Source organism: Mycobacterium sp. E3298 (assembly GCF_001666895.1).
Taxonomy (GTDB): domain Bacteria; phylum Actinomycetota; class Actinomycetes; order Mycobacteriales; family Mycobacteriaceae; genus Mycobacterium.
Window position 1 is genome coordinate 1 of sequence record NZ_LZJB01000012.1, and the last position, 12,471, is coordinate 12,471.

11 protein-coding genes are annotated in these 12,471 nt (G+C 67.6%); 6 read left to right on the forward strand and 5 right to left on the reverse strand.

Going from position 1 to position 12,471, the window contains the following annotated elements; all coding sequences use genetic code 11:
- The 6 genes from eno to A9X05_RS00265 form a co-directional block, all read left to right on the forward strand.
- The coding region (gene eno, locus A9X05_RS00245; protein WP_067778369.1) for a phosphopyruvate hydratase at positions 1 to 1,084 on the forward strand (1,084 nt) is incomplete at its 5' end.
- 1 nt (position 1,085) lies between these two features.
- Entirely contained in the window at positions 1,086 to 1,733 is a 648-nt protein-coding gene (locus A9X05_RS00250) for a septum formation initiator family protein (RefSeq protein ID WP_067778372.1), read from the forward strand.
- Positions 1,726 to 2,214, forward strand: a complete 489-nt coding sequence (locus A9X05_RS00255) for a DUF501 domain-containing protein (protein ID WP_067778374.1) — start codon at positions 1,726 to 1,728, stop codon at positions 2,212 to 2,214. Before A9X05_RS00250 ends, A9X05_RS00255 begins: the two co-directional genes overlap by 8 nt.
- Positions 2,208 to 3,152: a Ppx/GppA phosphatase family protein gene (locus tag A9X05_RS00260; protein ID WP_067778376.1), complete on the forward strand. Its 945-nt coding sequence runs from the start codon at positions 2,208 to 2,210 to the stop codon at positions 3,150 to 3,152. The genes A9X05_RS00255 and A9X05_RS00260 overlap by 7 nt, the downstream gene beginning before the upstream one ends.
- 106 nt (positions 3,153 to 3,258) lie before the next feature.
- Positions 3,259 to 3,393, forward strand: a complete 135-nt coding sequence (locus A9X05_RS32460) for a hypothetical protein (protein ID WP_255369099.1) — start codon at positions 3,259 to 3,261, stop codon at positions 3,391 to 3,393.
- Positions 3,390 to 4,997 carry an MFS transporter gene (locus tag A9X05_RS00265; protein WP_067778378.1) on the forward strand — a complete coding sequence of 536 codons (1,608 nt, stop codon included), beginning with the start codon at positions 3,390 to 3,392 and terminating at the stop codon, positions 4,995 to 4,997. The genes A9X05_RS32460 and A9X05_RS00265 overlap by 4 nt, the downstream gene beginning before the upstream one ends.
- A 43-nt stretch (positions 4,998 to 5,040) precedes the next feature.
- Here A9X05_RS00265 and A9X05_RS00270 read toward each other — a convergent pair whose 3' ends face one another.
- From A9X05_RS00270 to kdpA, 5 genes are all read right to left on the reverse strand, one after another.
- Entirely contained in the window at positions 5,041 to 5,721 is a 681-nt protein-coding gene (locus tag A9X05_RS00270; RefSeq protein ID WP_067778380.1) for a response regulator, read from the reverse strand.
- The gene (locus tag A9X05_RS00275) at positions 5,718 to 8,285 is read right to left on the reverse strand and encodes a sensor histidine kinase KdpD (RefSeq protein WP_067778382.1); all 2,568 of its coding nucleotides are present in this window, start codon (positions 8,283 to 8,285) and stop codon (positions 5,718 to 5,720) included. Before A9X05_RS00275 ends, A9X05_RS00270 begins: the two co-directional genes overlap by 4 nt.
- 12 nt (positions 8,286 to 8,297) lie before the next feature.
- Positions 8,298 to 9,221 carry a potassium-transporting ATPase subunit C gene (locus A9X05_RS00280; protein ID WP_067778384.1) on the reverse strand — a complete coding sequence of 308 codons (924 nt, stop codon included), beginning with the start codon at positions 9,219 to 9,221 and terminating at the stop codon, positions 8,298 to 8,300.
- 1 nt (position 9,222) lies between these two features.
- Complete coding sequence (gene kdpB / locus A9X05_RS00285; RefSeq protein ID WP_067778385.1) at positions 9,223 to 11,373, reverse strand: potassium-transporting ATPase subunit KdpB; 2,151 nt, start codon at positions 11,371 to 11,373, stop codon at positions 9,223 to 9,225.
- Positions 11,373 to 12,471: potassium-transporting ATPase subunit KdpA (gene kdpA / locus A9X05_RS00290; protein ID WP_067778387.1), on the reverse strand; the 1,099-nt coding region annotated here is incomplete at its 5' end. The genes kdpA and kdpB, both read right to left, overlap by 1 nt.

Below are 12,471 nucleotides of genomic sequence, written 5' to 3' on the forward strand. Positions count from 1 at the left end.
CGTGCTCGACGAGATCGGCCCGGCGGTGATCGGGCTCAACGCCGACGATCAGCGGCTGGTGGATCAGGCGCTGGTCGACCTCGACGGCACCCCCGACAAGTCCCGGCTGGGCGGCAACGCGATCCTGGGTGTGTCGCTGGCGGTGGCCAAGGCCGCCGCGGATTCCGCCGAGCTCCCGCTGTTCCGCTACATCGGCGGGCCGAACGCGCACATCCTGCCGGTGCCGATGATGAACATCCTCAACGGCGGCGCGCACGCCGACACCGCCGTCGACATTCAGGAATTCATGGTGGCCCCGATCGGCGCCCCCAGCTTCAGTGAGGCGCTGCGCTGGGGCGCCGAGGTGTACCACTCGCTCAAGTCGGTGCTGAAGAAGCAGGGTCTGAGCACCGGCCTGGGGGACGAGGGCGGCTTCGCGCCCGACGTGGCCGGCACCACCGCGGCGCTGGACCTGATCGGCAGCGCCATCGAGTCGGCCGGGTTCAAGCTGGGCGTCGACGTCGCCCTGGCCCTGGACGCGGCAGCCACGGAGTTCTACACCGACGGAACCGGATACGCCTTCGAGGGCAGCACCCGCACCGCCGAGCAGATGGCGGAGTTCTACGCCGGGCTGCTCGGCTCCTACCCGCTGGTGTCCATCGAAGACCCGCTCTCCGAGGATGATTGGGAAGGCTGGGCGGCCCTGACGACGTCTATCGGTGACCGTGTGCAGATCGTCGGCGACGACATCTTCGTCACCAATCCCGAACGCCTCGAGGAAGGCATCGAGAAGGGTGTCGCAAACGCGTTGCTGGTCAAGGTGAATCAGATCGGCACGCTGACCGAGACGCTCGACGCCGTCGCGCTCGCCCACCACAGCGGGTACCGCACGATGATGAGCCACCGCAGCGGCGAGACGGAAGACACCACGATCGCCGACCTGGCGGTGGCGGTCGGCAGCGGCCAGATCAAGACCGGCGCGCCGGCCCGCAGCGAGCGGGTAGCCAAATACAACCAGCTGCTGCGAATCGAGGAGGCGCTGGGCGACGCCGCCCGCTACGCCGGTGATCTGGCGTTCCCGCGCTACGCGCCGGAGGCCAAATAGGTTGTCCGCCAAGCCGGATCCGAAACGGCGCTCCCCGGCATCGCGTCCGGGGAAGGCCGGTGATCCGGTTCGGCGGCGTCGCACGGCAAAGCCCTCTTCCAAGCCGTCCGCCACCGCCAAGCAGGCCAGCCCCCGATCGGTTTTCGAGCATGTCGTCGAGCCCATCAAGCGGCAGGCCGCGGAATCGGTCGAACAGCGGTCGGAGCAACGGCTGGGTTTCACCGCGCGGCGGGCGGCGGTGCTGGCGGCCGTCGTCTGCGTGCTCACGTTGACCATCGCCGGCCCGGTGCGCACGTACTTCGCGCAGCGCACCGAGATGAATCAGTTGACGGCAAGCGAAGCCGCGCTTCGCCGCCAGATCGCCGACCTCGAGCAGCGGAAGGCCAAACTCGGCGACCCGGCCTACATCGCGGCGCAGGCCCGCGAGCGGCTGGGCTTCGTGAAGCCGGGCGATATTCCGTTCCAGGTTCAGCTTCCGCCGACGGCGGCCCCTAGCGAGCCGGGAGCCCAGGCGGCGAAACCGGCCAGCACCGATCCCTGGTACACGTCGCTGTGGCACACCATCGCCGATGCTCCGCACCTGCCGCCGGCCAATGTGCCCCCCGCCGAACCCGGTCCCGCCCCGAATCCCACGGCGCCCGGTGGTTGATCGTGCGGACCTCGAGGCCGTGGCGCGTCAGCTCGGGCGTGAGCCCCGCGGCGTGCTCGAGATCGCCTACCGCTGCCCCAGCGGCGAGCCCGGCGTCGTGAAGACCGCACCGAAACTTCCTGACGGAACGCCGTTTCCGACGTTGTACTACCTGACACATCCGGTGCTGACCGCGGCCGCGAGCAGGCTGGAGACGACCGGGTTGATGCGCGAGATGTCCGAGCGGTTGCGCCATGATCCCGAGTTGGCGGCCGCGTATCGGCGGGCGCACGAATCGTACTTGGCCGAACGGGATGCGATCGAGGCCCTGGGGACGACGTTTTCCGGTGGCGGGATGCCGGACCGGGTCAAATGTCTGCACGTGCTGATCGCGCACTCGCTGGCCAAGGGGCCGGGGTGCAACCCGCTTGGTGACGAGGCGCTGGCGATCCTGGCGCCCGAGCCGGCGATGGCCGGCGTCCTGGTGGCAGGGCAATGGTGAGCAGGTTCGCCGGAATCGACTGCGGGACAAATTCGATCCGGTTGCTCATCGCCGACGTTCGCGACGGCCGGCTGCGCGACGTGCACCGGGAGACGCGGATCGTGCGGCTGGGCCAGGGTGTGGATGCGACGGGCGAGTTCGCGCCGGAGGCGATCGCCCGGACGCGGGACGCACTGGCCGATTACGCCGCGCTGCTGAAGCGGCACGGCGTCGAGCGGGTGCGGATGGTGGCCACGTCGGCGGCGCGCGACGTCGCCAATCGTGATGTCTTCTTTGCGATGACGGCCGAGGTGCTTGGCGCGGTGCTGCCCGGCGCGGTGGCGGAGGTGATCACCGGCGCGGAGGAGGCCGCGCTGTCGTTCCGCGGCGCCGTCGGTGAATTGAACCCTGCCGCAGGGCCTTTCGTCGTCATCGACTTGGGCGGTGGCTCTACCGAGATCGTGCTGGGCGGGGATTCCGTGGTGGCCAGTCACTCGGCCGACATCGGTTGCGTGCGGCTGACAGAGCGCTGCCTGCACTCGGATCCGCCGACAGCTGACGAGGTGGCGGCGGCCAGGGCGGTGGTGCGCGAGCGGCTCGGTGTCGCGCTGCGCGTGGTGCCCGTCGAGGGGGCGCGAACCTGGGTTGGGCTGGCCGGGACGATGACGACGCTTTCGGCGCTGGCTCACAACATGACGGCGTATGACTCTGCGGCCATTCATCTTTCGCGCGTTCCCGGCCGGGATCTCCTGGCGGTGTGCGAGCGGCTGATCGCCATGCCGCGATCCGAGCGTGCCGCTTTGGGGCCTATGCATGAGGGGCGTGCCGACGTCATCGGCGGCGGAGCGATCGTGGTCGAGGAGTTGGCGCGCGAGCTGCGCGTCCGCGCCGGCATCGACGAGCTCACGGTCAGCGAGCACGACATCCTGGACGGCATCGTGCTGTCGATCGCGCAATAGCCCGACTCCCGGATATCGCGACATTGGGTGCGGTCATTTCGGCGCGCGCCGAACCTGGGCAGTTGCTCTAGACTTCAACTTTCGGCACGACGCGGAAGGCGTGGTTATGCCAGATCTCACCGTCCGGCTGCCCGTGATGATGACGGGCATTCTTGTTGCTGCCGTGGTGCACGGCGCCGGACAGCCCCAGCGTCGCAAGTACGCCGAACAGGCGGGTGGCCGGTTATCAGCTCTGCGGTGATTTCCGGCGACGGACATGCCGACGGGCCACCGTCGGCATGGGCGCCGTTGCGTAACCACGTCTACCGCGGTCTGTTGATCGCACAGCTGGGCTCCAACACCGGGACGTGGATGCAAACTGTGGCGGCTCAATGGTTTTTGGTCGAGAAGCACAGCAGCGACGTCATCGTGGCGCTTGTCCAGACTGCGACCCTGGCACCGACCTTGGTCTTCGGATTGTTTGCCGGCGCGCTCGCCGATCTGTTCGACCGACGCCGGCTGCTGATTCTTCTGAACGCGTACGCGGTGCTTGTCGCGCTGGCGCTGGCGGTTCTGACCTTCCTCGGCCGGCTCAGCCCTGCGTCGCTGCTGATGCTTACCGCGGCCATTGGCTGTGCGGCTGCCCTTACCGCCCCGGCTTGGCAGGCGATTCAGCCCGAAATTGTTCCGCGTGAGCAGATCACGGCCGCAGCGACGTTGGGTAGCGTCGCCGGAAATGCAGCCCGGGCGATTGGACCGGCACTCGGCGGCGTTGTCGTGGCTTTGGCGGGTCCTGCTGCGGTCTTTGCAATCAACGCCCTCTCGTTCGCCGGAATAATCGCTGTGCTGTTGGCCTGGAAACGACCTAAACAGCTCAGCCCAATCGAGCGAGAGCACTTCGGCCAGGCCGTGATCGCCGGCCTGCGATTCGTTCGCAACGGTCCCAATATTCGCCGGATCCTATTGCGGGCGGCGCTGTTCCTGTTTCCCGCCTCGGCGGTATTCGCGTTGCTGCCGGTGGCCGCCGCCCGTAGGTGGCATCTAACGGCCAGTGGCTACGGTGTCGCGCTGGCGGCTATGGGGTTGGGCGCCATCCTTGCCGTCGTCGTTGCCGCGCGATTGCGTGAGCGAATCTCCGACAATGTTCTGCTGGGGGCGTCGGCAGCCGCGTACGGCCTTGCGCCGCTTGCGGTGATCTGGCTGCCGTTCGCCGCGGCGACGCCATTCCTGATGTTGTCCGGGATGGCGTGGCTGATCACGTTGACAACCTTGAACGCCGCCGCGCAGCTCTCTTTGCCGCGATGGGTCATGGCACGCGGGTTGGCCCTCTATCTACTGGTCGCAACGGGTTCTCAGGCCCTCGGCTCGTATGCCTGGGGCGCGATAGCCACGCGGACGGATCTGCGCACGGCGCTGGTGGGTTCCGCGGTGATGCTGGGTGCGGTTGCTCTGAGCGCCGCCGTGCTTCCGTTGCGGCCGTCGACCGGGAAGCTGAAGGTCGACGTGTCCACAGCATGGCCGACACCGACGTTGGTGTTCGAACCGTGCCCTGACGACGGGCCGGTTCTCGTCACCGTTCGTTACCGAGTGCCCACTGACCGGCTCGAGGAATTCGTCGAGGCGATACGCGCCGTCCGACGATCGAGGCTGCGAACGGGCGGCCACACTTGGCGGCTTTATCACAGCGTCGGACAACCGGATACGTTCCTCGAAAGGTTCACCGTCGCCTCGTGGACCGAATTCGAGCGTCAGCGCACCCAGCGGTGGTTGGAATTCGACGACGAGGGCGTGATGAGGGCGGTCGCCTTCACCGTTGACTGCGACCGCGAACACGACTATTACCTTCCGGTGCGGGTACGACCATGACGGGTTTGGTCAACGCCGCCCCGGGTGCACTCAGGGTGCCCACTCACACCTCGAACCGATACCCCATACCCGATTCGGTCAGCAAGTGCTTGGGCTGCGACGGGTCGTCCTCGAGCTTGCGCCGCAGTTGCGCCAAATACACTCGCAGATAATGCGTTTCGGTGGCGTACGCCGGGCCCCACACCTCCTTGAGGAGCTCTTCGCGGCCGACCAGCTTGCCCCGGTTGCGGACCAAGACTTCCAGCATTCCCCATTCGGTCGGGGTGAGGTGAACCTCGGCGCCGTTCTTGGTCACCTTCTTGGCCGCCAGATCGACGGTGAAGGCGTCCGTCTCGATCACCGGCTGCTCCAGTTCGGACGCCGCGGTGTTCCGGCGGATCGCTGCCCGTAGCCGCGCCAAAAACTCGTCCATGCCAAAGGGTTTGGTGACGTAATCGTCGGCCCCGGCGTCGAGCGCCTCGACCTTGTCCGACGAGTCGGTGCGCGCCGACAGCACGATCACCGGCGCGGTGAGCCAGCCCCGCAGCCCGGCCAGCACATCGATGCCGGAGATGTCGGGGAGGCCCAGGTCGAGCACCACCACGTCGGGCTTGTGCTCCGCGGCAGCGCGCAGCGCGCCGGCGCCGGTGGACGCGGTGATCACCTCGTAACCCCGCACCGACAGGTTGATGCGCAGCGCCCGCAGGATCTGCGGCTCGTCGTCGATCACCAGCACGCGGGTCATCGCGCCGCAACCATCTCCGGCGCGGCCAATTCCACCACCACCGTGAGACCGCCGCCCGGGGTGTCCCCGGCCGCGATCGTCCCGCCCATGGCCTCGACGAAGCCGCGCGCTACCGACATGCCCAGGCCCACCCCCGTGGTGTTGTCGTGATCGCCGAGGCGCTGGAACGCTTCGAAGATCTGCTCCTCGGTCCCGTGCGGGATGCCGGGTCCCTCGTCGATGACGTTGATCAGCACCCGATCGCCGACGCGCCCCGCGTTGACCCGCACCACACAGTTGGGCGCGTACCGCAGCGCGTTGTCGATCAGGTTGGCCAGGACGCGCTCCAGCAGCCCGGCGTCGGCCAGCACCACGGCGTCACCCACGTCGACCTTCACCCGGTCGATGGCGGAGCGGTAGAAACCGGTGGCGCCCTTGCCGATACTGATCAGCGCCCGTTGAACCGTCTCCTCCAGATAGACCCGGCGCAGGTCGGGATGCACCACCCCGGCGGCCAGGCGCGACGAATCGAGCAGGTTTCCCACCAGCGCGGTCAGCTGGTCGATGGACTCCTCGATGGTCGCCAGCAGTTCCGCCGTGTCCGCGGGGGAGAAGGCGACGTCCTCGGCGCGCAGGCTGGACACCGCGACCTTGGCCGCCGCCAACGGCGTACGCAGGTCGTGGCTGACCGCCGACAGCAGCGAACGCCGCAACTCGTCGGCCCGCACGATCGCCTCGGCCCGGCTGGCTTCCTCGGCCAGCTCGCGCTGCCGGATCAGACCCGCGGCCTGCTTGGCCACCGCACTCAGCACCCGCCGGTCGCGGGCCGAAAGCTTGCGGCCCGCCAACAGCATCCAGAATTCGTCGTCGCCGACCTCGATCGCGGTATCGGCGGAATCGACCGTGACACAGGGATCCCGGCCCACGCAGGCGACGACCTCGCCCCGCTTGCCGCCGCCGTGGTCCTCCTCGGCGGGTTCGCGCAGCATGCTGACCGCGCGTTGCGAGTAGGTCTCGCGCACCCGCTCGAGCAGCGTCTCGAGGTCGGCCCCACGCAGCACCGAGCCCGCGAACAGCGTCAGCAGCTCGGCCTCCTGCGAGGCGCGCCGGGCCTCGCGGGTGCGCTTGGCCGCGCCGTCGACCAGCACCGCGACGGCGACCGCGATCAGCAGCAGCACGAGTTCGGTGACGGCGGCATCGGGTTCGGCGATGGTGAAGGTGTGCCGCGGCGCGGTCAGGAAATAGTTCAGCAGCAGGCTGGAGAGCACCGCCGAGACCACCGCCGGCGCAACGCCTCCCAGCAGTCCGACCAGCAACACGCCGACGAAGAACAGGGCGCTGTCGCCGCTGGTGCCCAGATACCTGTCCAGCGCTGTCACGATCACCGCGCAGATGAGCGACGGCACGATGAACGCTGCCAGCCACGACGCCACCCGGCGCTCATTGGGCGCCAGCGATGCCGCGCGAAAGCCGCGTTTGGATTCCTCGTGGGTAACCAGGTGCACGTCGATCTTCGCCGACCGCTCGACGATCGTCGCGCCGATGCCCTCTTCGAAAATGCGTGCCCACCGCGACCGGCGCGAGGTGCCGATCACCAGCTGAGTGGCGTTCATCTCGCGGGCGAAATCGAGTAGGGCCGTTGGCACGTCGTCCCCGACCACGGTATGCAGGGAGGCGTCCAGGCTGCTCGCCAGCTCGCGAATCTTCGCCATCCGCGCGTCCGACAGGCCGGCCAGCCCGTCGCCGCGGATGACGTGCACCACCATCAGCTCGGCGCTGGACTTCGACGCGATCCGGGATGCCCGGCGTACCAGCGTCTCCGACTCGGGGCCGCCGGTGATCGCCACCACGACCCGCTCGCGGGCCTCCCATGTTTCGGTGATTTTGTTTTCGGCGCGGTATTTGGCCAGCGCAGTGTCAACCTGGTCGGCCAGCCAGAGCAGTGCGAGTTCCCTTAGCGCGGTGAGGTTTCCGCGGCGGAAGTAGTTCGACAACGCCGCGTCGATCCGCTCCGGGGCGTAGACGTTTCCGTGGGAGAGCCTGCGGCGCAACGCCTCCGGTGTGATATCGATCAGCTCGACCTGAGAGGCCTGGCGGACGATGGAGTCCGGGATGGTCTCCTTCTGTTCGATGCCGGTGATTTGGGCGACGACGTCGTTGAGGCTCTCCAGGTGCTGGACGTTGACGGTGGAGATCACCGTGATCCCGGCGTCGAGCAATTCCTCGACGTCCTGCCAGCGCTTGGCGTTTTTGCTGCCCGGTGTGTTGGTGTGCGCGAGCTCATCGACCAAGACGACTTGGGGCCGACGCGCGAGGACGGCCGGCACGTCGAGTTCGGGGAAGGTGCTGCCGCGGTATTCGATGTAGCGCGGCGGAACGAACTCAATGCCCTCAAGCAGCTCAGCGGTTTTCGCACGGCCGTGGGTCTCGATCACGCCGGCCACCAGGTCGGTGCCGCGTTCCAGCCGGCGATGCGCTTCGCCGAGCATCGCGTACGTCTTGCCCACCCCCGGGGCCGAACCGAGGTATATCCGCAGTTCGCCGCGTTTAGGACGGTGGTCAACGACACTCACGTCAACCATCATCCCCCTATCGCGCTAGCTCGAGACTGGATATTTGTGATCGAGTTGCAGGTTGAGCTGCAACACGTCGACACACGGCTCGCCGAAAAATCCGAGGGTGCGCCCGCTTCGGTTCTGCGCCAACACCTGACGGATCTCGTCGGGGCTGACGTGCCGGGCCTTGGCCACCCTGGCCACTTGGAGGTCGGCGTAGGCCGGTGAGATGTTCGGGTCGAGGCCGCTGCCGCTCGCGGTGACGGCGTCGGCGGGCACGGCGGGGTTGGCGGGTGCGGCGCCGCGGATGGGCACGATCTGACCGATCGTGTAGTCCTCGCCATACTTGGCGCATTCGACCCGCACGCCCTCGTAAAGGGCCAAGAAGGGCGCCGGGACCGCCTGGCAGGGCTCGTTGACGCTGACCACCCGCGTCGGATGGGTGACGTTGCCGCGGGCGTCGCGCGGCCCGATCACCGACAACACGGCCCCCACACCGCCGCCCGTGCAGAATGGACGAGACCCGTCCACCCCTTCCAGCTGGCCCACCGCGGCGCTGCGCGAGCACACGGTGGTCAGCAGGCTCGGCTTGAAGCCCGCGTCCGAAGCGGACTTGCCGGATGCCAATTGCGCAGGGTCGGCGGGTGTGTCGACGATGCTCTCCGGCCCGAGGTTGCTCGCGCTGGTCGAGAGTGGGTCGTAGCCGGTGCCGGCCGCTGACGGGCGGCTCTGGAAGTACTTCGGCAGCGGGTTGCCGTCCTTATCGGTGAACAGCTGACCGATCAGCCGGCTGCCGACCGGCTTGCCGTTAGAGGTCAGAATCGACCCTTCCGCCTGGTCGTGTAGCCCGGGAATCTGGGCGACCAGCCAGATGAACAGCGGGTAGGCGATGCCGGTGACCAACGTGAGGACCAGCAGCGCGCGGAAAGCCGCCCAATGCACGCGGACGAAATTCGAGAACTTCATGTCAGGACATCCCTGGGACGAATTGAACGATCAGGTCGATCGCCTTGATTCCGATGAATGGGGCCACGATGCCGCCGAGGCCGTAGATATAAAGATTGCGGCTCAACAGCTTTGACGCGCTGCTCGGCGTGTATCGGACACCCCGCAGCGACAGCGGGATCAGCGCCACGATGACGATCGCGTTGAAGATCACCGCCGACAGGATCGCCGACTGCGGGCTGTGCAGCCGCATGATGTTGATCATGTCCAGCCCGGGGAACAACGCGACGAACATGGCCGGGATGATCGCGAAGTACTTGGCGATGTCGTTGGCGATCGAGAAGGTGGTCAACGCGCCCCGGGTGATCAGCAACTGCTTGCCGATCTCGACGATCTCGATGAGTTTGGTGGGGTCGGAGTCGAGGTCGACCATGTTGCCCGCCTCTTTGGCGGCCGACGTGCCGGTGTTCATCGCCACGCCGACGTCGGCCTGTGCCAAGGCCGGCGCGTCATTGGTGCCGTCGCCGGTCATCGCGACCAGCTTGCCGCCCTCCTGCTCTCGTTTGATCAGCGCGAGTTTGTCCTCGGGCGTGGCCTCGGCGAGGAAGTCGTCGACGCCGGCCTCGTCGGCAATCGCTTTGGCCGTCAACGGGTTGTCGCCGGTGATCATGACGGTCCGGATGCCCATCTTGCGCATCTCGTCGAAGCGATCCCGCATGCCCTGCTTGACGACGTCCTTGAGGTGAATCACGCCCAGCACCGCCGCTTCGCCGTCGCGGCTCTCCCCGACCACCAGCGGGGTGCCGCCGCCGGCGGAGATGCCGTCGACGAGCTCGCCGAGCTGCTGGGGCACCTTTCCGCCTTGGCCCCGCACCCATTCCGCGACGGAGCTTGCCGCGCCCTTGCGCAGCTGGTGCCCGTCGATGTCGACGCCGGACATCCGCGTGGCGGCGGAGAATTCCACCCAGTGGGCGTGCGCGAGTTCGCCCGGGGTGCGTGCCCGCAGCCCGAAATGCTGCTTGGCGTAGACGACGATCGAGCGCCCCTCCGGGGTTTCGTCGGCGAGGCTGGACAATTGCGCGGCGTCGGCCAGCTGCTCGTCGGTGACGCCGTCGAGGGGGACGAACGCGCCGGCTTGCCGGTTACCCAGGGTGATGGTGCCGGTCTTGTCGAGCAGCAGCGTGTTGACGTCACCCGCGGCCTCCACCGCGCGGCCCGACATGGCGAGCACGTTGCGTTGCACCAGCCGGTCCATGCCGGCGATGCCGATGGCGGACAGTAACGCGCCGATGGTGGTTGGAATCAGGCAGACCAGCAGCGACACCATCACGATGCCGGTGACGCCGTTTATGTTGAGCGCCTGGGTGTCTGGGACGCCGGGATTGTTCATCTTCGAATAGATCGCCAGCGGCTGCAGCGTGGCGACGGCGAAGACGAAGATGATGGTCAGTGCGGCCAGCAGGATGTTCAGTGCGATCTCGTTGGGGGTCTTCTGCCGGTTGGCGCCCTCGACGAGCGCGATCATCCGGTCGATAAAGCTCTCGCCGGGTTTTTGGGTGATCCGCACGACGATTCGATCGCTCAGCACGGTGGTGCCGCCGGTGACCGCAGAGCGATCGCCACCGGACTCGCGGATCACCGGCGCGGATTCGCCCGTGATGGCCGATTCATCCACGGAGGCAATGCCTTCGACGACGTCGCCGTCGCCCGGTATCACCTGCCCCGCCTCGACCACGACGACGTCACCCTGCTGCAGGAGCGGCGCGGCGACCTCTTCCTCGACGGCCGGCGCGCCGGGTTGCCAGTTCCTGAGCCGCCGGGCCAGCGTGTGGGTCTTCGCCCGGCGCAGGGTCTCGGCCTGGGCCTTCCCGCGGCCTTCCGCCACGGCCTCGGCGAGGTTCGCGAAAAGGACGGTGAGCCAAAGCCATACCACGGTCAACCAGGCGAACCAGGTCGGGTCGATGATGGCCAGCACGGTGCTCCAGGTGGCACCGATCTCGACGATGAACATCACCGGGTTGCGCCAGAGGGTGCGCGGGTTGAGCTTGCGCAGCGCGTCCGGCGTCGAGCGCCACAGCATCTTCGGGTCGAGCAAACCGCCCTGCACCCGTTTGGTGTTCGCGGCGGCGGTGGGCTGCGACTGCTCAGCCGGGTCGGCGGTGGTCGCGGTCATCAGTGGATTCCTTCAGCGAGAGGTCCGAGCGCGAGCATGGGCAGGAAGGTGAGGGCCACCAGGATCAGCGTGACGCCGGCGACCATGCCGACGAACTGTGGCCGGTGAGTGGGCAGCGTGCCCGCCGATTCCGGTGTCTGGCCCTGCCTGGCCAGCGAGCCGGCCAGGGCGAGCACGAGCACGATCGGCAGGAACCGGCCGAAGACCATGGCCAGCCCCAGGGCGGTGTTGTACCAGTTGGTGTTGACACTGATGCCGGCGAAGGCCGACCCGTTGTTGTTGGCGGCGGAGGTGAACGCGTAGAGGACCTCCGACAATCCGTGCGGGCCCGAGTTCAGCATCCCCGCGCGTTCGCCCGGCAGCGCCATCGCGATCGCGGTGCCGGTGAGCACGATCAGCGGCGTGACCAGGAAATAGCTTGCGGCGAGCTTGATCTCGCGGGGGTTGATCTTCTTGCCGAGGTATTCCGGCGTGCGCCCGACCATCAGTCCGGCGACGAACACGGTGATCACCGCGAGGATGAGCATGCCGTAGAGGCCCGAGCCGGTGCCGCCGGGCGCGACCTCGCCGAGCTGCATGTTGAACATGGTCATCATGCCGCCAAGGCTCGTGTAGCTGTCGTGGAACGAGTCGACCGCGCCCGTGGAGGTGAGCGTCGTCGAGTCGGCGAAGACGGCGGAGTTGGCGACGCCGAACCGCTGCTCTACGCCCTCCATGGCCGAACCGACCGCGGTCGGCACCGTGCCGTGATGCTGCAGCTGGAACCACATCATGAAGGTCACGCTGATGGCGTACAGCGAAGCCATGACGGATGCGATCGCGTAGCCCTGCTTCGTGCTGCCCACCATGCGCCCGAACGTGCGCGGCAGCGAGAAGCTGATCACCAGCAGCAGGAAGATCTCCAGCCAGTTGGTCCACCGGGTCGGGTTCTCGAACGGGTGGGCGGAGTTCGCGTTGTAGAAGCCGCCGCCGTTGGTGCCCAGCTCCTTGATGGCTTCCTGGCTGGCGACCGGGCCGCCGGTAATTGTTTGCTGCGTGCCACCGAGGGTGTTGACGACCTGGTCGTGCAGGTGGAAGTTCTGAATGGCGCCACCGGCG

Bases quoted from the DNA above. Each gene is read 5' to 3' on its own strand.
- A9X05_RS00260 (WP_067778376.1), top strand. From the start codon at position 2,208: ATGGTGAGCAGGTTCGCCGGAATCGACTGCGGGACAAATTCGATCCGG.
- A9X05_RS32460 (WP_255369099.1), top strand. From the start codon at position 3,259: ATGCCAGATCTCACCGTCCGGCTGCCCGTGATGATGACGGGCATTCTT.
- A9X05_RS00270 (WP_067778380.1), bottom strand. From the start codon at position 5,721: ATGACCCGCGTGCTGGTGATCGACGACGAGCCGCAGATCCTGCGGGCG.
- A9X05_RS00275 (WP_067778382.1), bottom strand. From the start codon at position 8,285: ATGATGGTTGACGTGAGTGTCGTTGACCACCGTCCTAAACGCGGCGAA.
- A9X05_RS00280 (WP_067778384.1), bottom strand. From the start codon at position 9,221: ATGAAGTTCTCGAATTTCGTCCGCGTGCATTGGGCGGCTTTCCGCGCG.
- kdpB (WP_067778385.1), bottom strand. From the start codon at position 11,373: ATGACCGCGACCACCGCCGACCCGGCTGAGCAGTCGCAGCCCACCGCC.